Below are 19,220 nucleotides of genomic sequence, written 5' to 3'. Positions count from 1 at the left end.
GTCTCGCGGCGCTCGCCCGCGCGTTCGCGCACGCGCGCCAGCCGGCCGTGTTCCTCGGCCGCCGCGTCCAGCTCCGCGCGCCGGGCTTCGGCCGCCAGGCCGGCCGCGTCCAGGGCCGCCTTCGCGTCTTTGACCGCTTCGGCCGAAGCGAGGCCGAGCCCCTGCTGCTCGGCTTCGAGCGTGCGCAGCGCGGACTCCGTCTCTCGCGCGCGCTTGCTCAACTTCTGCACCAGCCGGTCGCCGTACTGTTCCAAATGGAACAGCCGCTGCAGCATCTGCCGGCGGTCGCTGCCTTTGAGCGACAGGAATTCCGCGAATTTGCCCTGCGGCAGAACGACGGCGCGGGTGAAATCGTCCATTTTGAGGCCGATTCGTTCTTCGACCGCTTTGGTCACTTCGGCCAGCTTGTCGGCTACCACTTCGTCGCCTTCCGGCTTGACCTCGATAAACCGGCTGAGCGTATTGCTGACCGACACTTCGCCGGTCCGCTTGAAGCGGCGCTCCACGCGGAAGCGCCGCACGCCCGCGGCCGATTCCAGTTCGAACGTAAACGCGACGTACAGCGTGTCTTCCGAATGGTTCATGATGCCCTGCGTACCGCCGTAAGCCCGTTCGACTTTGCCGTACATGGCGAGCGTGATCGCGTCGAGCACGGTCGATTTGCCGCTGCCCGTCGGACCGAATATGCCGAACAATCCCGTTTCGCACAGTTCCGTGAAATCGATCTCCTGCGCTTCGCGGTAACTTTGCAGCCCGGACAATCGGAGCGTAATCGGCTTCATTCGACTTCGCCTCCTTCCGGCTGTTCCCGTTCGTCGGCGGCCAATTCCATAAAGAGCGAGATCAGCGCGTCGTCCGGCTCCGCTCCGCCGGTCTGCCGGCGATAGAACGTCTTGAACAATTCGTGCATCGGCAGCCGTACCCGTTCTTCCGGCATATCGATCTGCTCCAGCTGCGGATAGACGGGCCTAATATGCACAAGCCCGTCGCAGGCCCGCCGCAGCGCCTGGATCTCGCCCAGCGCCATCGCTTCGGTCAGCGTGATGCGCAGGTCGATAAACGCGCCGGCATCGCGGCCTTCGTCCAGCCAGGACTGTACCTGCGCCAGACCTTCCTTGGCATTCCATTCCACCAACGGACGTCCGCAGGACAAATAGATCTCCTGCAGCTTCGGTTCGCTGCCCGGCTCGATCTCCATCAGCATGACCGACTTGGTCTGTCCCGCTTCCGAAAAGCTGTACGCGATCGGCGAACCGCTGTAGCGGATAATCCCGTCGCCTTTGACGGCCTGCGGACGATGCAGATGGCCAAGCGCCGTATACTGCGCGCCGCACGACAGCGCCGACGGATCGACCGTGTAGGCGCCGCCGACCTGAATCGGACGTTCCGAATCGGATTCCAGCCCGCCAAGCACGTAAATATGGCTCATCGCCAGATTGACCGTGCGCGGCGAAAACTCTTCGGCCAACTTGCGCATCAGCAGGCCGACCCGTTCGCTGTACGCTTTGCGCAGCAAATTTTCGTCCGTGCCGTCCAGCGTCAGCAGCTCGTTGAGCCGGGCTTCGGACGGATACGGCAGCGCCGCGATCACGGCCTGTTCGCCCGTTCTCGGCACGTTCAGCTTCAGCGCCCGTTCGGTCGGCAGGCCGACGAGCGAAATGCCGCTGCCTTTTACGAGCGGGCGTACGGACGCTACCCGTTCCGGATGGTCGTGATTGCCCGCAATCGCAGCCAGCAGACAGCCTTCCGCCCGAATCCGGGCCGCGCTTTCATAGAAAAGCTGCTCTGCCGCCGCCGGCGGGTTGACCGTATCGTAGACGTCTCCCGCCATCAGTATCAAATCGACCTTTTCCCGCCGCACGATCCCGACGAGTTCGTCCATGAATTTTTCCTGTTCTTCGAAGCGGCTCCGGCCTTCCAGGGTTTTCCCCAGATGCCAGTCCGCCGTATGCAGCACGCGCATCGTTGGAGCTCCTCCCCGTGACGGCTTCCAAGCCGTTCTGTCTATGTGTCAACCGATCCGGCAGCCCTACAAGCGAACGCCCTGACCTCCATCGAAAAAGTACAGCCATTTCTCGTGCACCGGCTCGCCGAGCATGTCTTCGACGGCCCGGGCGTAAAAGTCGAGCTGGAACCGGTAATGGTCGGCCAGCGCTTCGATGCCCCGTCCGGGCTTGATCCGGTCGGTCTTGTAATCGAGCAGGATCAGCTTGCCGTCTTCCCGGAACAGGCAGTCCAGCACGCCCTGCACAAGCACCCGCTCTCCCGGCAGCCTTTCCAGCCGGATGCGGCGCGCGCCGCTTGCGCTTGGCCGCGCGTCTTCCGATTCCGGAATGCCGGCGGCGCCTCCGTGGACGGGCAGCACCAGCGAACCGAGCTCCTCGTCCGCGCCGACACCCGTGCTGAACGGCTGTTCGCGGCGAAGCCACTCCGCCGAGACGGCCCGTCTGCCGATATCGCTGCGGATAAAGCCGGCGACGTCGCCGGCCTGCACCGTATCGGCTTCCGCCTGCAGCAGGATGTTTTTGCGAACGAGTTCGGCCAGCGTCTCGTTCACTTCGCGCTCGCCGGTATCGGCATGCAGCGGCAGATGCTGCATGAGCGTATGGTACGCGGTCCCCCGTTCGGCTCCGGTCAAGCTGCGCCGTTCCATGAAGCGCGGACGCCGCAGCTGCAGCGTCGTGCCTCCGGCCGGCCCGGCAGAGCGGTCCGGATCGACTCCGGTTGCCGCCTCGCCCTGCGGCGCGGAACCTGCTTCGCGCTCGTCGACTTCGCTGTCATATCCCGCCAGCAGGCGCGCCGCTTCCATCGCGTCGGCGGCCGGATACTCGTCGCCCGCGAAGCGGGACTTGATCTCCGTGACCGACGTTTTGGCCGCGGCCATGCCCGACGCTTCATGCGGATAACGCCACGCGAACCGCTCGGCGAACCTGGAGCGCTCGCCCTGATCGCCCGCGGACTCGCCGGCGATCAGCGCTTTGAGGCGCTGAATCCGCTCGGCGTACAGCTCTTCCCCGTCGCGTTCGGCGGCCGATTCCGCATCGCCGGACCGGACGGAGAACGTCCAGCCGTATCCCGCGGAGGAATCGTCGGGCAGCAGCGAAGCGTCCGACAAGCCGCGCAGCTCTGCCGCTCCCGGCTCGAAGATCAGCGCCGGCCCGATCCAGTCCATGTACGAGCGGGCTTTGGCGAGCGTGTAATCGGCGATCCCTTCCGCTCCTCCGGCCGCCTGCATCCAGGAGTAGATCCGGGCGGGCAGGTCTTTGACCGAAGCGGCGAGGATCATCTTGTCGCGCGGACGCGTAAGCGCCACGTAGAGCACGCGCATCTCTTCCGCCAGCAGTTCCATCTGCATCCGCCGGCGAATGGCGAGCGCGGGAAGCGTCGGATAACCGACCCGGCTCTCTTCGTCGACGAAACGCGGGCCGAAGCCCAGTTCCTTATGCGTCATAAAGGAAGCGTTCAGATCCTGCATATTGAAATTTTTGGACAGCCCGGCGATGAAGACGACCGGGAACTCCAACCCTTTGCTTTTGTGGATCGTCATGACGCGCACCGAATCGTGCAGCGCTTCGGCGGGCGCTTCGGCCAGATCTCCGCCGTTTTCCTTGAGCCGTTCGACGAAGCGCAGGAAGCGGAACAAGCCTTGTGCCGAAGTCGATTTTTCGAACTGTACCGCCCGGTTATGCAGCGCCAACAGATTGGCCCGGCGCTGCGCGCCGCCCGGCAGACCCGACGCCCAGTCGGCGTAGCCGGTCTCGCGGTACAGTGTGCGAATCAGTTCGCTGAGCTCGCCGCTTCGCGCGAGAGCGCGCCAGCGTTCAAGCGAAGCGAGGAACTGCCGCAGCGTGCCGGCAAGTTCCGCATCGCCGTCCGTTTCGCCGGGCGGGGAACCTGCCGACGCCGCGTCGGAACGCTCCGACGAAGATCCGCCGTTTTCCTGCGGGATCTCCGCGTCTGCGCCAGCCGCTGCGCGGACCGCGTCGTAGAACGACAGCCGCGGGCCGTGCAGCCGAATCCGCGCCAGCTGGTCTTCGTTCAAGCCGACGATAGGCGAACGCAGCACCGAAGCCAGCGGAATGTCCTGCTGGGGATTGTCGATGATGTCGAGGAGCGACATGACGATCTCGACTTCGGTCGCGTCGAAATACCCACGCGCCGCATCGCCGATCGCCGGAATGCCGGCCAGCCGCAGCTCCTCGATCATCAGCGGCGCCCACGCGCTCACCGCGCGCAGCAGGATGACCATGTCTCCGTAGGCCGCCGGACGCAGTCCGCCCGCGCTTTTGTCATAGATCATCAGCGGCGCATGTCCTTCGGCCTGTCCGGTCAGTTCGTGAATGCGCGCGGCGATCGCACGCGCTTCGAGGCGCGCCGTCTCGATCTCCGCCGCTTCCGCGGCGAGGGCGCTCTCGCTGTCCGCCGCTTCTCCGCCGTCTGTTCCGTCCGCGGCGTTTGCGCGTTCGATCAGCATCAGTTCCGGCGCGTATTCGTCATGCTCCGCCGCCGGGTACGACAAGGCGCCGTACGCCAGTTCGGCCCGCTCGTCGTATTCGATCTCCGCCACCCGCTGATTCATGATGCGGCGGAAAATGCCGTTGACCGCTTCCACCACTTCATTCCGGCTGCGGAAATTGCGCGCCAGATCCACGCGCAGCCCGCCGCCCGAAAAATCGCTGCCGTAAGCGCGATACTTATGCAGGAACAGTCCCGGTTCCGCCAGACGGAACCGGTAGATGCTCTGCTTGACGTCGCCGACCATGAAGCGGTTGCCGGCTCCTTCGCGCGCGATCAGCAAGACGATCTCTTCCTGGACCGAATTCATGTCCTGGTATTCGTCGAGCAGCACTTCGTCGAAGCGCTCCCGGTATTCCAGCGCGGCCGCCGACGGAACCGGGCGTCCCGGCTCGGAAGCGGGATCGCGCAGAATGCGCAGGCAGTAATGCTCCAGGTCGGAGAAATCGACCATCCCTCTCGCCTTTTTGGCTTTGGCGTACCGTTCGCCGAATTCGATCGTCAGTTCGGCCAGTTCTTCCATCAGCGGGGCGGCTTCGTGCAGTTCCACCAGAAATGTTTCGGGCGGACGGCCGAAATAGAAGTCCCGGATCCGTCCCAGGTCTTTTTTGGCCGCGTCCCGCAGATCTTTGACCTGCTTCTGAAGTTCGGGGTCGTATTGGTCTTTGGCGCTGACCCGCTTGAGCGTGACGAACGCCAGCGACTCGAAGTGCGCGTACAGCTTCGGCCACGGTTCCTGCTCCGCGGCGGCGCGCAGCCGGCGCATCTGCTCAAGGTCGCTTTGCAGCGCTTCGGCGTAAGGGGCCGGTCCGCCCGGCAGCGAGCAAAGGTCGAACGCCCGCAGCAGCAAGTTTTCCGTACCCGCAAGTTCCATCCGGGCATCGGCCGCAAGGCTAGCCGCCCAGATCGTCTCGCCGAGCGCCTCCGGATCGGAGACGCGGAAATCGGCGGCGGACTGCCGCAGCCAGTTCTCGGGCCACGGATGGCTGCGCGCAAAATCGTACAACCGCTGCACGAGCGCAAACGCCGGATCGTCGGAACGTTCGCCGCCGAACCAGTCGATCAACCGCCGGAACGTGGCACCGTTTTGTTCCAGCGCGTACTTTTCTTCGAACAGTTCTTCCAGCGTCTCCTGGCGCATCATCTTGCTCTCGTGCTCGTTGGCGATCCGGAAGCCCGGATCGAGCGGGATCAGCGTGTAATGGCGGCGGATCACTTCGAGGCAGAACGAATGCAGCGTCGTGATCGACGCCTGCCCGAGCAGCGACAGCTGGCGGCGCAGATGTTCATCCTGCGGATTCGCCGCCAGTTCCTTGTTCAGGGCGTCGCGAATCCGCTGGCGCATCTCTGACGCCGCCGCTTTGGTAAAGGTCGCAATAAGCATTCGGTCGACGCCGGTTCCTCTGGCGGGATCGGTCACTTTGCGGATGATCCGTTCGACCAATACCGCCGTTTTGCCCGAACCGGCCGCCGCGGCGACCAGCATGTTGCCGCCGGAAGCGGCGATCGCCGTCCATTGATCGTCGCTCCATTGGCTGCCTTCCGGCTTGTCGGCAATGTTCATGACCATTTATCGATTCTCCTCCCTGTAGGCGTCTCCGTCCGCTTCGCGAAACAGGTCCCAGACCCGGTCGCGTCCCGGTTTGCCCAGATGGTTGTAACCCGAATCGTCCAGGCTCTCGTCAAACTGGCAGACCGAATGGTACGGACAAAAATCGCACGCTTTTTCCTGCTGGATCCGGTACGGACGGGCTTCCGATTCGCCTTCCGTGATCCGCCTGCCGATGCCCGCGATATTGCGCCGGACGCCTTTGAGCAGCGATTCCCACTGCTGCGGATCGGCGACGGTCGAGCTGCTGTAGAAGCCGCCGTCTTTTTTGAGCGCGACCGGAATGACCGGAGACTGGCCGCTCGTCAGGTCGCGGTCCATCTTCGACACCACGTCGTGATCGGCCAGCACAAGCCCTTTCATCTTGAAGCGCTTGAGCATCTCCTGCGCCGCTTCCTGGCGCGCCATGCCGTTGGCCGACGTCAGCAGCGGATTTTGCACGTGGAAATAGAGCGTTCCCGCCGGCAGCGCCGGCGCGCCGATCCAGTCTTCCGCGTGCGTCAGCAGCACGTCCATATAGGTGAGCATCTGCAGCGACAATCCGTAATACACTTCGTGCAGATGCAGCTCTTTGCCGCTCGACTTGTAATCGATCACGCGCAGCAGCAGGCCGTCTTCGCCTTCCGCGACGTCGACCCGGTCGATCCGGCCCACGATTTCCATCGTGCAGCCGTTGTCCAGCTCGAACATCAGCGGAGGCAGGTCTTTGCCGGGACCGAAATCGAGTTCGATGCCGAGCGGTTCAAAATCGCCCCGGCGGGCCTGCTCGCCCAAAATGATCGAAGCCCGGCCGACGATATCCATCAGCTTGCGCGAAATATAGCCGTACCGGCTCGTACTGAACAGAATCTCGCCCTGCAGCCTCGGCGCGATCTTGTCGACGGCTGCACGCGCTTCGGCGAGACATTCCTCGGCCGAGAGCGAGCCCCAGCTGCGGTTCTCCAGTTTGAGCCGCATGGCGATATCGCTCAGCGCCGCATGGAACAGCTGCCCGATATCGGGCGCGTTCAACTTGTACAGCTGCCGCTCTTTGAGCTTAAGCCCGTGCGAAGCGAAATGGGAAAACGCGCAGGCCGTAAATTTCTCCATGCGCGAGACGCTCGAACGCAGCTTGCGGCCGTAGAGCCGCTGGCTCGTCTCCCGCGTCAACCGGTCCGATTCGTTCGTGTACACGAGCGAAGCCAGCCGGCTGACGAGCAGCGATTCCCATTCGGGACGTTCCTGGTAAGCGCTCAGCACGTCCCACCACAGCGGATGGATCTCGGTGCCCGCTTTCCACAGCCGCAGCTGCGAGAGCAGATGCGGCAGCGTCGCTTCCGGCCGCGTGACGAAATTGCGGTATTCGGCCGCAGGCAAGCCCGGCAGCGGCAGGGCATTTTCGCGGCGTTCGCCGATAAACGGGAACGCGGCGCGCAGATCGAGCGCGATCTCCGACGGCAGCAGCGGCTTGTCTTCGTCGTCGCTGAGCGCGTAGCTCAGCCACAGCCTGTGCGAAGCGCTGGTCAGCGTATGGTAGACGAGCAGCTTCTCGTCGAGCAGCCGCCGTTCCGAACCCGGCGCGAGTTCCAGCCCGCTTTCGGCCAGGCGAATCCGCTCCGGTTCGCTCAGCAGCCCGTTTTGCAGCGGGGAGAGCGGCACGACGCCGTCGTTGAGGCCGAGCACGAAGGCGTACCGGATACCGAGCGGACGCGTCCGGGCCATATCGCCGAGCAGGACGCGATCGAGCGCCGGAGGCACGAGGCCGAGCGTCAGGCCCGCGATGCCGGTCTCCAGCATGCCCGCGAACTGCTCCACGGTCACTTCCTCGGCGTCGATCAGCTCGGCGATCTGGTCGAGCAGATCCATCATCGCTCCCCAGATCTGCCGATGCACGTCCGCCGCCTGCGGATCGCCCTGCCGCGCCGAGACCTGCGCCATCCGGTCGAGACGCTGCGGCGCTTCGGCCGCGTCCAGCATCCGGTAGACGGCTTCGCACATTTCCCGGGCCGTGACCGCCCGGTTCAGTTCGCGTTCGAACGCGGCCAGAGGCGCCGTGATGCGGTCGCGGCACGCTTCGAGCCGCTCCATGCGCGCCGCCGATTCCGCGGCTTCTTCTTCCACTACCGGACGTCCTTCGTCGTCGAGCGACATTTTGGGCGCGTCGCGCCACGGCCGACCGTCGGTCCAGCGCGTGCCGCGGATGCCCGACGCCAGCACGAAGTTCTCCAGGCGGTCCATATCGTCGCGCGAGATGCCGCCTTCCCGCGCTTCCGGCAGCAGCAGGTCGGTCTTCACGCAGCGGAACACGTCTTCGTACCGCCAGCGGTACTGCACGACGTCAAGCGCGCCGCGCACAAATTCGGCGAGCGGATGATGCAGCACGTTTTTGCGGCGGTCGGTGAACACCGGAATGCCGTATTCTTCGAATACCGGCGCCAGCACCGACTCGTAATCGTCCAAATTGCGCACGAAAACGGCCATGTCCCGATAACGCGCTCCGTGCTCCCGCGACAGGCGCAGCATCTCCCGCGCCGCCGCGTCGGCTTCCGCCCGGCGGTCGTTGGCGGCGTGCAGCGTGATCGCCGGTTCCCCGTCAGCGTTCAGCCGTTCGCGTTCGCCGACTTCGCGCGCGCCGCGCCGGCCGCCGCGCAGCTGTTCTTCCAGCGCGGCCAGCAGCGGGCTGCCCGCGAAGCGCGGCAGCGAATCCGCCGCTTCGGCTTCTACCGTCTCGCAGCCGCTTCCGGCGCCTTCGGCCAGCTTGCGCAGCTTCCGGTAAGTCGAAGCGGTCTGGTGGAACAGGTCCAGGTCGTCCGGTCGTTCGGCGCCGTCGTACGGCCGGTCGAGCGTCAGCGAACACGCGACGGACTCCGCCGTCCCGAGCAGCCCCGCGATCACTTCGTATTCGCGCGGCGTGAATCCGTAAAATCCGTCGATCCACACCTGTGCCCCGCGCACGAGCGACGATTGTCCCAACTGCTCCGCCAGGCGGATCAGTGTATCTTCCGAATCGACGTACAACTCGGACAGCTTGCTCTCGAAATCGCGGTAGACCGGCAGCGCGTCTTCGAGCTTCTCGCGCAGCAGCGGCGAATGGCCGGCCGACACGAGGTCCTGCATATGCTGCTCCAGCACGGCCGAATCGATTTTGTACCGTTTCAGTTCCGTGTACAAATCGTTCAGTTTGGCGATAAATCCCGGCTGCTCGCTCGACGCGCCGAACAGCCGCAGGTCGCTGCGGCGCTCCCGGAGCAGCCGGTACAGCAGCATCCGCTTGCCTTCGTCGCCGATCGCCGTCAGCGCGGAACCGCCCGTCTCCTGCATGACGCGGTACGCGAGGCGGTGGAAACTGAGCACCTGGGCGCGCAGGCTTCCCCCGCCTTCCTTGCCGGCAAACAGCGCGTATTCCGTCTGGAACGTCGACTGTTCCGGCACGATCAGCAGCAGCGGCGGGCCCAGCGGATCTTGTTGCATTTTCGCGCGAATCTCGTCTAGAATCCGGCTTGTTTTGCCGCTTCCGGAACGTCCGAGCCTAATCTGTAAAGTCATCGGCCGACGGCCTCCTTGTTCTGCAATCTCGTATTCAGCTTCTTCCTACAGTATACCGCATCGCGCGGCAGAAAAACAGAAAACGGGAACAAACGTTCCGAACCCTTTTGCCGCCTTGCGCAAAAAGCCCGCGTTTCGCTGTCGGCGAAACGCGGGCCCTGCCCGGGCTACCTTTTGAATGAATCGAACTGAACGCGGATCGGACGTTTACCGGCTGCGCACTTCAAAAATCGCGAACTTCAAATAATGGCCTTCTTCGACGCCGAGCAGCTGCGGATGGTCTTTGCCGGCCGCCTGCCATTCGATCAGGCGCAGCGTTTTGCCCGCATCGCGCGCCGCTTCGTGGATCGTGTCCAGGAACAGATCCGGCTTCATGTGGTACGAGCAGCTCGCCGTCACCAGATAGCCGCCTTCGCTGACCAGCTTCATGCCGTGCAGATTGATGTCCTTGTAGCCGCGCACCGCGCCTTTGACGGCCGCGCGCGCTTTGGCGAACGCCGGCGGATCGAGGATGACGACGTCCCAGCTGCGTCCGCCGCCGGCCGGCATCGGAACCGACGTATCGACTTTGGACGTGCCTTCGGAGCGGCGTTTGCGCTCTTCGAGCCCTTTGACGTTTTCGCGCAGATAATCGAACGCGTCCGCCACGACGAACTCGACCCGATCGTCGAAGCCGTTCAGGCTGACGTTCTCCCGCGCGCTTTCGATCGCATGCGCCGAAATGTCGAGACACGTCACTTTTTTGGCTCCGTAGGCGCAGGCGTGCAGCGTGAAGCTGCCCGTGTGCGAGAAGCATTCCAGCACCGTCGCGCCGTCCCAATAAGGGAAATCGACGACTTTGCCGTTTTTGTTGACGGGACGGGGCGTGCCTTCCACGTCCTGCAGTTCGATCCCGCTGCGCTCTCCCCAGCCGGTCATGAGCGGAGCGATCGAAGCGCGGTTCTCCCGTTGATCGAAGAAATAACCGGTCTTCTGTCCCTGCTCGATATCGACTTTGAGCTTCAGTCCGTTCTCGGACACAGTTACGTGGCGCGGGCATTCGCCATACAGCACGCCCGTCGTTTCTTCCAGTCCTTCCAGCAGGCGCACCGATACGTCGCTGCGCTCGTAAATGCCGGCCGGAGACAGCACTTCGACCAGCGCGCTGACGATTTCGTCTCGCCGGCGATCCATGCCGAGTGTCAAAATCTGCACGACGAGAATGTCCGCGAAGCGGTCCACGATCAATCCGGGCAGGAAATCGGCTTCCCCGTAGACGAGGCGGTACGCGTCACCGTCCACGAACCGGTCGCGGTGGCGCAGGCAGTCCCGGAAACGCAACGCGAAAAAGCGCTCGTCCATCTTTTCGACGACGCCGTGCGACAGCAGCCGGACCGTGATCTGCGAATTTTCGTTGTAATAGCCCGTGCCGAGCGGCTTGCCGCGATGATCGGTCACTTCGACCAGGTCGCCCGGCGCTATGGCGCCTTCCGTACCGGCGATCTCGCTTTTATAAATCCACGGATGGCCTTCTTCAAGACGCTTTTTCCGGTTTTTGTCCAGTATGACTTTTGCCAAATTCTTTCCTCCTCAAATTGCCGCTCTTGCCTGTCTGCCACGCTTACAGCTTCAGGCCGAGCATTTGCATAGCCGATCTCAGAATCGGGTGGTTGTTTTCGTACCCCGATTTTTTGTGCAGAATCAGCGCTTCTTCCGGGGAAAACCACTCGACGCCCCGAATTTCTTCCTGCTGCGCTCTCAGCTGTCCGCCGAGCGCTTCGACCAGGTAATACCGGACTTCCTTGTCGACCAGCCCGTATTTTTCGTTCTCGTATTGGTAGCGGATGATGTCCACGAGTTCTACGATCCGCCCTTCGATTCCGGTCTCTTCGCGAATTTCGCGCAGGGCCGCTTCCCTCGGCGTCTCGCCGACTTCGCGCTTGCCTTTGGCGAGCGAGACTTTGCCGTAGCGGTCCTGAATGAGTTGGATCTGAAGCTTTCCGCTTTCTCTGCGATATACGACGCCGCCCGCCGATATTTCCGTTCTGCTCACCGTCTTCTCTCCTCGTCCGTGCTTGACCGTCCCGCAAGCAAAAGGACTCCGCGGCTGTCGGCGAAGTCCCCTGCTGCCTGTCTCCCGCTTCCGCCTGGCTGCGCACCGGACGGAATTCGGATCGTGCTCAGGATACCGACGCCGCCTGGACTTCGTCCAGAACGCGCAGCAGCTGGCCGCGGCATTCGTTCGCGCCTGCTTCGGTAATCTTGACCCGGCACAGTTTGCCCTGCAGTTCTTGCGAACCTTCGAACAGGACGGTCAGGTAGTTGTCGCTGTGTCCGGCAACCCAGCCTTGCGGATACAGTCCTTTTTCGTTTTTCTCGGGAATGACGTCGACGACCTGGCCGACGAACTTCTCCGCGTATTCAAGCTGCATGCGTTCCGACAGCTGGATCAGTTCGTGAACGCGCGCGTTTTTGACCTCGTCGTCCACCTGGTCTTCCATCCGCGCGGCCGGCGTGCCGGTACGCTGCGAATAAGGGAAAACGTGCATTTCCGAGAATCCGATCTGCTGCATGAACGCATAGCCGTTTTGGTACATTTCTTCGGTCTCGCCCGGGAAGCCGACGATTACGTCGGTCGTGATCGCCACGTCCGGCATCGTCTCGCGGATACGCGCGATCTTCTCGGCAAACTCGGCGACCGTATACTTGCGGCGCATCCGTTTGAGTACCGAATCGTCGCCCGCCTGCAGCGGAATATGGAAATGGCGGCACATTTTGGTCGACCGCTTCAGTACGTCCAGCATCTTGTCGTCGATCTGGCTCGCTTCGATCGAACTGATGCGTATCCGCTCCAGTCCTTCGACCTTGTCCAGTTCTTCCATCAGGTCGGACAGGCGGTACTGGTCCATATCGTCGCCGTAACCGCCCGTATGGATACCCGTCAGCACGATTTCTTTGTACCCGGCGGCGACCAGCTGGCGCGCCTGGTTCAGCACGCTTTGCGGATCGCGGCTGCGGGACAGTCCGCGCGACCACGGGATGATGCAGAAGGTGCAAAAATTGTTGCAGCCTTCCTGGATTTTGAGAAACGCGCGCGTATGGCCGTTGAAGCTCGGCACGTCGAGTTCTTCGAACGTGCGCGTCTTCATGATATTGCGCACGGCGTTGATCGGCTCGCGCTTGGCTTTGATCTCGTCGACGAGCGGCAGGATCTTCTCGCGGTCCTGGGTGCCGATGACGAGATCGACGCCGGGAATTTCCAAAATTTCGGCCGCGGACGTCTGCGCGTAGCAGCCTGTCACCGCGACGATCGCGTTCGGATTGCGGCGCACGGCGCGGCGAATAATCTGGCGGCTTTTCTTGTCGCCGGTATTCGTGACCGTACATGTATTGATCAGGTAGACGTCCGCCGTCTGATCGAACTCCACCTGTTCGTACCCTTCTTTTTTGAACAGCTGCCAGATGGCTTCCGTATCATAGAAATTGACTTTGCAGCCCAGCGTATAAAAAGCGACCGATGGCATCGTTAAATTCCTCCCATTTCTCCGGACTCGTACAGGATGCAGGACAGCGCGGTCATTCCGGCCGTCTCCGCTCTCAGGATGCGTTTGCCCAGGCCGGCGACCCTGGCGCCCGCCGCGGACGCTTCGTCCGCTTCGCGCTCGGAGAACCCGCCTTCCGGGCCGACGACGACGAGTATGTTCGCCGCGCCTTCCGGCCGTCCTTCCGCAAACGGGCGCACGAGATCCCGCAGCTGTTGTCCGTTTTCTTTTTCATAGCAAAATAAGACGAGGTCGTACGCTTCGAACGTCTTCAGCAGCTGCTTGTACGTCAGCGGCTGAAGCACGCCCGGAATGCGGCTGCGATGGCTCTGCTCGGCCGCTTCCTTGGCGATCTTGCTCCAGCGCTGCAGCCGTTTCTCTTCCTTCTTCGCGTCGTACTGCACCACGGTGCGCTCCGACAGAAACGGTACGAACGCCGCCGCGCCGATCTCCGTGCATTTTTGGATCACCGTCTCCAGCTTGTCTCCCTTGGGCAGACTCTGGGCGATACTGACGCGGAAGCGGGCTTCGCTTTTCTCCGCGATCTCTTCCAGCACGGACGCGACCACTTCGCCCTGCTCGACCGTTTCGAGTTCGGCCAGCACGAGGCGTTCCCGTCCGTCGCAGACGATGATCCGGTCTCCCGGCCGACCGCGCATCACTTTGCCGATATGACGCGCGTCTTCGCCGACGATACGAACTTTATCCTGTTCAAACTGCTCTTTTTCCACAAAATATCTCTGCATGTCTCATCCACTTCTCTTCCGTTTTTGACCAAATTCCATCATACACAATTTGCCCGCCGCTGACCAGTGGACATAGCGAAAAACCGGCTTTCCCGCGTGGGAAAACCGGCAGAAACGTTACGTGAACAATCGGACGCCGAAATCGAACATCGCCTGCGAAAGTTCATACACCCAGATGCCGATCCGGCCGATCGTATTGTCGCGAAGCGGCGGGATGAACACGATCATCAGGAAAATGAAGATGGAATACGGCTCGATCGCCTGAAGCTTGCGGCGCAGCGGCTTTGGCGCGATATCTTCGAGAATCCGGTACCCGTCCAGCGGAGGCAGCGGCACGAGGTTGAACAGGAACAACAACACGTTGAGCTGGATCAGTTTTTCGAAAAAGAGCACGACCGCTTCGACCCCTCTCGACGTCGAAGCTGCGTCCAGCACGCCGTTTACCTGCAGCCCCGCATAGACGATCGCCCCGACGAAAGCGATCAGCAGGTTACTCAGCGGGCCGACCGCCGAGACGATCACGCCCATCAGACGCGGACGGCTGAAGTTCTCGCGGGTGACCGGGACGGGACGCGCCCAGCCGAAGCCCGCGATCAGAATCAGGATCATGCCGAGAAAATCGACGTGGCGCGCCGGGTTCAGCGTGACGCGGCCGAGCAGCTGCGCCGTCGGATCGCCCAGTTTGTACGCCGCGTACGCATGCGCGAATTCGTGCACGGTAAACGCGATAATCAGCACGATCAGAACGAACGGAAGTTCATCGAACGGAAAAGCAAGAAAGTTTTCCATTTACACCACCTTTTCCGCGATAAACGCCAACCATTCCTCCTCGCGATGCACGTCGCGAATCGTCAGGCCGGCCGCGGTCAGACCGTCGCGTACCGCTTGTTCCTTGTCTTTGTAGATGCCGGACGCCAGGTACAGGCCGCCCGGACGCAGCGCCGCGTACACGTCGTGCGTGAACAGCAGGATCACTTCGGCCAAAATGTTGGCGACGACGATCTGCACCGGCAGCTCGACGTTGATTGAGGCAGACTGCCCTTCTGCGTTCGGGGTCAGCACCGACAGCAGATCGCTTTCCTTGACCAGAATCTGCTCATCCAGCCCGTTCAGCGTCACGTTCTCCCGCGCGCTTCGCACGGCGACAGGGTCCAGATCGAGCGCCATGACTCTGTGGGCTCCGAGCTTGATTGCGCCGATCGCCAAAATGCCGGAACCCGTGCCGACGTCGATCACTTCTTCCCCGCCCTGAACGATGCTTTCGAGCGCCCGCAGGCACAGCGCCGTCGTCGGATGGGTGCCGGTACCGAACGCCATGCCCGGATCGAGTTCGATCACGTGTTCGCCTTCCGCCGCTTCATACTCTTCCCATAACGGCTTGATCGTCAGTTTGTCGGACACTTTGAGCGGCTTGTAATACGCTTTCCAGGCGGTCGCCCATTCTTCTTCGTCCACCAGGCGGCTTGCGAACGTCGGACTGCCGGTATCGATATCGAACGTCGCAAGTTCCGTCGTACGATTGCGCACTTCTTCCAGCACCGACTCGATATCGATATCTTCGGAAAAATAGCCTTTGATCTCGGCGCGGCCTTCCGGAATATCGTTCAGCGGTTGGTCGTACCATTCGCCGTAAGGACTTTCGCGCTTCTTATTCAAATTGCCGGATTCTTCGATCGAAACGCCGCCCGCTCCCGCTTCGTGCAGGAAATTCGAGATCGCTTCCACCGCTTCCTCGGTCGTATGTATGGTCAATTCGTGCCACAGCATCATCAATCGCTCCTCAATATTAACTTTTGCGTTCGTTTCATTGTACTATAGACGAAGAGACAGCACAAAACCCTGAACGTTTTCGGGAGAAAAGAGGACAAGCCGATGATCTATTGCACAAACTGCGGAGCCCCGTGTCCGGACGACGCCAAGTTTTGCGGAAAATGCGGACATGCGTTGAGCGGAGGCACCGCGCCGGGCGACACATCGCATCAGGCGCCGTCTGCGGCAAAGGAAAATCAGTCTATGGGCGAAGAACAGACGCTGTGGGAAGGCCGTCCGTCCGATCTGGGCGACCAGATCCGTACCGGACTGCTGCTCAACAACGTCCGCTACACGATTACGAGCCAGCGGCTGATCGTCACGACCGGTCTGATCGGCAAAAAGTCGGAAGAACTGGAATTGGTCCGGGTCAAAGACATCACGCTGGAAAAAACGGCAATGGACCGCATGATGGGCGTCGGCACGATTACCGTCCATTCGAGCGACCCGACCACGCCGACGGTGCTGCTCGAAGACGTCAGGGACGCCGAGAAAGTCAAAGACCTGCTGCGCGGCGCGGTACGCGCGGAGAAAGAGCGGTCCGGCACGCGTTACCGCGAAGATCTGTAGCGGACGCTTCCCGTTCGCGACAGGCGGCGGATTGAAGTTCGGCGATGCACGCGATAAGCGTCGTGCACAAGTCACCCAACAGCAAAAACCCCGTACTCCGAAAATCGGAGTACGGGGTTTTTCATCTCGCGCGGCGGATTGGAATCGTTCGAACGTTCCGCCGGACGGAGCTGCAGGAAGACCGTTATGCTTTTGCGTTTTCCGCAGGCGTGGTCGGTACTTTTTTCGCGGCCGGTACGCCCTGGCGTTCCACGATGACGCGTTTGATGAAGAAAGCGAGTACGAACGCCGCAGCCGTCATCCACGTGGCGACGACAAATGAATGGTTGATGCCCTGTACGGTCGCTTCGCGCGTGACGGTCGCCATTTGCGCCGCATCCTGCGGGTTGATGCCCATGCTGACGACCAACTGCTTGCCGATTTCGGCCGCTTTGTTGGACATGATCGAGACGAGCAGCGCCGTGCCGAGCGCGCCGGCAATCGTGCGCAGCGTGTTGGACATCGCCGTGCCGTGGCCGTTCAGACGGGCCGGCAGCTGGTTCAGGCCGGCAGTCTGGATCGGCATCATCATCAGCGACATGCCGAACATCCGCACCGTGTACACGATGATCAGATGGCGATACGTCGTATCGATACTAAGCTGGCTGAACTGGTACGTCGTGATGGTCATGATCGCAAGACCTGCGACCGCGAGCCAACGCGCGCCGATTCTATCGAAAATATAACCGGTGATCGGCGACATGATGCCCATCAAGATCGCGCCCGGCAGCAGCATGAGACCGGATTCGACCGGCGTGAAGCCGCGGACGTTTTGCAAATACAGCGGAAGCAGGATCATGCCGGAGAACAGCGCCATCGTAGCGATGACGTTAATAATCGTTGTGAGTGTGAATACGTCGTATTTGAATACGCGCATTTCCAGAATCGGCTTCTCGCTTCTGAGCTGGCGAATAACGAACCAGAGCAGCGAAGCCGCGCCGATCGCAAGCGTCCACAGCACTTCCGCCGATTCCCAGCCTTGCGAACCCGCCTGGCTGAAGCCGTACAGAATGCCGCCGAATCCGATCGTCGAGAGGACGACGGCGAGCATATCAAGCTTCGGCCGCGACGTCTCGGTGACGTTGCGCATGAACAGGATGCCGAGGATGATCGAGATCACGCCGAACGGCAGAATCAGATAGAACAGGTAATGCCAGTCGTAATGCTCGACCATCCAGCCGGACAGCGTAGGTCCGATCGCCGGAGCGAAGATCATGGCCACGCCGACGAGGCCCATGGCGGAACCGCGTTTTTCGATCGGGAAAATGGTAAGGATCGTGAACGTCATCAGCGGCATCAGGATGCCGGCTCCGGCAGCCTGGACCATACGGCCCGCGAGCAGCAGACCGAACGATTCGCTGAACGCACACAGCAGCGTGCCGGCGGTGAACAAACTCATCGCGGTAATAAACAGGTTACGCGACGTGAAACGGGCCATCAGGTAAGCGGTGACCGGAACCATGACGCCGTTGACGAGCATGAAGCCCGTGCTCAGCCATTGAATGACGGTCGTCTCGACGCCGAGGTCGATTGCCATGGTCGGCAGCGCCACGTTGAGCAGCGTTTGGTTCAGCAGCGCCACGAAAGCGCCGATCAGCAGAGCGACGAGGATCGGTCCCTTTTTCAGGGTCTGAATATCTTGTACAGCGGTTCGGTTATTCATGGTGGTTTTCATCTCTCACTTCTTCTAATTTTTTGATGATCTTGCGGTGCACGCCGAGCATGGCCCGGACTTCTTCGGGATCGAGATCGTTCAACCCCGACAAATACTTGCGGTAGGCGGCGTCCGCTTCTTCCAGAACCTGCATCCCTTTGGGCGACAGCTTCAGCACGATCGAGCGCCTGTTGTGGTTCGGCCGTTCCCGGCTGACGAGCTCGGCCTTGACCAGCCGGTCGATGACGCCGCTGACCGTGCTGCTGACCAGCCGCATATGCTCCGCCAGTTCGCCGAGCCCGATCTCCGGTCGGTCCCGCAGCGCTTTGAGCGTCATCAGCTGAATGCCCGTCACGCCGAACCGGCACGACATTTCCGACATCAGTTGAAAAAAGAGCTGCTTCACTTCCCGGAAAGAATCGACAATTTCATGCAGTTCAATCTCCGTATTGGTGTTCACCTATATCGCTGTCCTTTCTCACCTGCCTGAACGTTCTCCTGCGAAATGTTTCTATAGCAATAATTGGTACCAGAACAATTCGTATACGAACTATTATACCGCAAATTTTTATAGTGTCAACATTTACATAGAAAGGCGCGGGATTTTCGGGAAAAGCGGGATTTTCGGTGCTTCGCTCGGGTTGTTTTCCTGCTCGGGACTGTAAAGCAGTCCGCGAGTAAAGGGAAAGCCAAAAGTCGCTCAGCCCCGAAAATCCCGCTTCCGATCCGGGGGAAGCAGGCGGCCCCTCGGGCCGGACCGCCGGGCGGGCAGGCGGCGGCTTCGCCGACCGCAAGGGCGGACGGGCAGCGGCTCTGCCGGCTGCAAAGGCGAGAACGAACAGGAAGGCGGCGGCTTCGCAGACCGCAAAGGCAAAGCCGATTCGGGAGTCTGTCTTTTATATTTAAGCGCGGCGCAAAATTTTAAACGCTTTCGCGCAAAAAAGCGCAGGCTCTCCTATCGGGAGCTGCGCTTGAAGGCTTAAAAGGCAGGGAATCGTGCCGAGCGGCTAACGGCTCGGAGCGCGGAGAACTTTATCGCCTTATGAGGCGGAGCCGATCAGATAAAAGTATCCGCACAGCGCAAAAAGCAAGGCGGCAAAAAAAAAGCTCGCCCATTCCCGTACATACGTTTCCGCGGTCGGGTTAAGGGAACGAATCAGAAAATGCATACAGCTGTAACCGACTGCCGAAATCACCAATAAAATCACAAAAATCATCTCGTTGTCCTCCCT

14 protein-coding genes and 1 pseudogene are annotated in these 19,220 nt (G+C 61.5%); 2 read left to right on the top strand and 13 right to left on the bottom strand.

What is annotated here, in order from left to right; genetic code table 11:
• From FTE24_RS21925 to prmA, 10 genes are all read right to left on the bottom strand, one after another.
• Positions 1-782, bottom strand: a 782-nt coding sequence (locus FTE24_RS21925; RefSeq protein WP_160441857.1) for an AAA family ATPase, incomplete at its 3' end; no start/stop codon positions are given.
• On the bottom strand, positions 779-1,963 hold the full coding sequence (locus FTE24_RS21920) for an exonuclease SbcCD subunit D (RefSeq protein ID WP_150230346.1): 1,185 nt from the start codon (positions 1,961-1,963) through the stop codon (positions 779-781). The genes FTE24_RS21925 and FTE24_RS21920, both read right to left, overlap by 4 nt.
• 66 nt (positions 1,964-2,029) lie before the next feature.
• Positions 2,030-6,085 carry a helicase-exonuclease AddAB subunit AddA gene (gene addA, locus FTE24_RS21915; protein ID WP_150230348.1) on the bottom strand — a complete coding sequence of 1,352 codons (4,056 nt, stop codon included), beginning with the start codon at positions 6,083-6,085 and terminating at the stop codon, positions 2,030-2,032.
• Positions 6,086-9,649 carry a helicase-exonuclease AddAB subunit AddB gene (gene addB, locus FTE24_RS21910; protein WP_150230351.1) on the bottom strand — a complete coding sequence of 1,188 codons (3,564 nt, stop codon included), beginning with the start codon at positions 9,647-9,649 and terminating at the stop codon, positions 6,086-6,088.
• A gap of 207 nt (positions 9,650-9,856) precedes the next feature.
• Complete coding sequence (locus tag FTE24_RS21905) at positions 9,857-11,206, bottom strand: class I SAM-dependent rRNA methyltransferase (RefSeq protein WP_150230353.1); 1,350 nt, start codon at positions 11,204-11,206, stop codon at positions 9,857-9,859.
• Positions 11,207-11,249: 43 nt separating this feature from the next.
• Positions 11,250-11,681, bottom strand: coding sequence for an NUDIX hydrolase (locus FTE24_RS21900; protein ID WP_141446319.1), 432 nt, complete (start codon positions 11,679-11,681; stop codon positions 11,250-11,252).
• A 127-nt stretch (positions 11,682-11,808) separates the two neighbouring features.
• On the bottom strand, positions 11,809-13,152 hold the full coding sequence (mtaB, locus tag FTE24_RS21895; protein ID WP_150230356.1) for a tRNA (N(6)-L-threonylcarbamoyladenosine(37)-C(2))-methylthiotransferase MtaB: 1,344 nt from the start codon (positions 13,150-13,152) through the stop codon (positions 11,809-11,811).
• A gap of 2 nt (positions 13,153-13,154) precedes the next feature.
• The gene (locus FTE24_RS21890) at positions 13,155-13,916 is read right to left on the bottom strand and encodes a 16S rRNA (uracil(1498)-N(3))-methyltransferase (RefSeq protein WP_150230359.1); all 762 of its coding nucleotides are present in this window, start codon (positions 13,914-13,916) and stop codon (positions 13,155-13,157) included.
• Between the two features lie 117 nt (positions 13,917-14,033).
• Positions 14,034-14,705 carry a site-2 protease family protein gene (locus tag FTE24_RS21885; protein ID WP_150230361.1) on the bottom strand — a complete coding sequence of 224 codons (672 nt, stop codon included), beginning with the start codon at positions 14,703-14,705 and terminating at the stop codon, positions 14,034-14,036.
• Positions 14,706-15,683: a 50S ribosomal protein L11 methyltransferase gene (prmA, locus tag FTE24_RS21880; protein ID WP_150230746.1), complete on the bottom strand. Its 978-nt coding sequence runs from the start codon at positions 15,681-15,683 to the stop codon at positions 14,706-14,708. It abuts the gene before it with no gap.
• 105 nt (positions 15,684-15,788) lie between these two features.
• Here prmA and FTE24_RS23630 point away from each other — a divergent pair.
• A pseudogene (locus FTE24_RS23630) lies at positions 15,789-15,857 on the top strand (zinc-ribbon domain-containing protein); the annotation flags it as partial.
• Between the two features lie 72 nt (positions 15,858-15,929).
• Positions 15,930-16,295: a PH domain-containing protein gene (locus tag FTE24_RS21875; protein ID WP_202111968.1), complete on the top strand. Its 366-nt coding sequence runs from the start codon at positions 15,930-15,932 to the stop codon at positions 16,293-16,295.
• Between the two features lie 184 nt (positions 16,296-16,479).
• Here the strand turns inward: FTE24_RS21875 and FTE24_RS21870 are convergent, their stop codons facing one another.
• The 3 genes from FTE24_RS21870 to FTE24_RS21860 all read right to left on the bottom strand — a co-directional run bounded on the left by FTE24_RS21870 (position 16,480) and on the right by FTE24_RS21860 (position 19,205).
• Positions 16,480-18,009 carry a DHA2 family efflux MFS transporter permease subunit gene (locus FTE24_RS21870; protein ID WP_150230363.1) on the bottom strand — a complete coding sequence of 510 codons (1,530 nt, stop codon included), beginning with the start codon at positions 18,007-18,009 and terminating at the stop codon, positions 16,480-16,482.
• Positions 17,990-18,448 carry a MarR family winged helix-turn-helix transcriptional regulator gene (locus FTE24_RS21865; RefSeq protein ID WP_141446324.1) on the bottom strand — a complete coding sequence of 153 codons (459 nt, stop codon included), beginning with the start codon at positions 18,446-18,448 and terminating at the stop codon, positions 17,990-17,992. The genes FTE24_RS21870 and FTE24_RS21865 overlap by 20 nt, the downstream gene beginning before the upstream one ends.
• 580 nt (positions 18,449-19,028) lie before the next feature.
• Complete coding sequence (locus tag FTE24_RS21860; protein WP_160441856.1) at positions 19,029-19,205, bottom strand: hypothetical protein; 177 nt, start codon at positions 19,203-19,205, stop codon at positions 19,029-19,031.
• Positions 19,206-19,220 lie beyond the last annotated feature (15 nt).

It is taken from the genome of Saccharibacillus sp. WB 17, from assembly GCF_008634075.2.
GTDB lineage: Bacteria > Bacillota > Bacilli > Paenibacillales > Paenibacillaceae > Saccharibacillus > Saccharibacillus brassicae.
Note: the sequence above shows the minus strand (reverse complement) of the source record. Positions and strands in the feature narration are given on the sequence as shown.

Excerpts from the sequence above, each read along its gene's own strand:
- mtaB (WP_150230356.1), bottom strand. The coding sequence starts at position 13,152 with ATGCCATCGGTCGCTTTTTATACGCTGGGCTGCAAAGTCAATTTCTAT.
- prmA (WP_150230746.1), bottom strand. The coding sequence starts at position 15,683 with ATGCTGTGGCACGAATTGACCATACATACGACCGAGGAAGCGGTGGAA.
- FTE24_RS21875 (WP_202111968.1), top strand. The coding sequence starts at position 15,930 with ATGGGCGAAGAACAGACGCTGTGGGAAGGCCGTCCGTCCGATCTGGGC.
- FTE24_RS21890 (WP_150230359.1), bottom strand. The coding sequence starts at position 13,916 with ATGCAGAGATATTTTGTGGAAAAAGAGCAGTTTGAACAGGATAAAGTT.
- FTE24_RS21870 (WP_150230363.1), bottom strand. The coding sequence starts at position 18,009 with ATGAAAACCACCATGAATAACCGAACCGCTGTACAAGATATTCAGACC.
- FTE24_RS21920 (WP_150230346.1), bottom strand. The coding sequence starts at position 1,963 with ATGCGCGTGCTGCATACGGCGGACTGGCATCTGGGGAAAACCCTGGAA.
- FTE24_RS21860 (WP_160441856.1), bottom strand. The coding sequence starts at position 19,205 with ATGATTTTTGTGATTTTATTGGTGATTTCGGCAGTCGGTTACAGCTGT.
- addA (WP_150230348.1), bottom strand. The coding sequence starts at position 6,085 with ATGGTCATGAACATTGCCGACAAGCCGGAAGGCAGCCAATGGAGCGAC.
- addB (WP_150230351.1), bottom strand. The coding sequence starts at position 9,649 with ATGACTTTACAGATTAGGCTCGGACGTTCCGGAAGCGGCAAAACAAGC.
- FTE24_RS21885 (WP_150230361.1), bottom strand. The coding sequence starts at position 14,705 with ATGGAAAACTTTCTTGCTTTTCCGTTCGATGAACTTCCGTTCGTTCTG.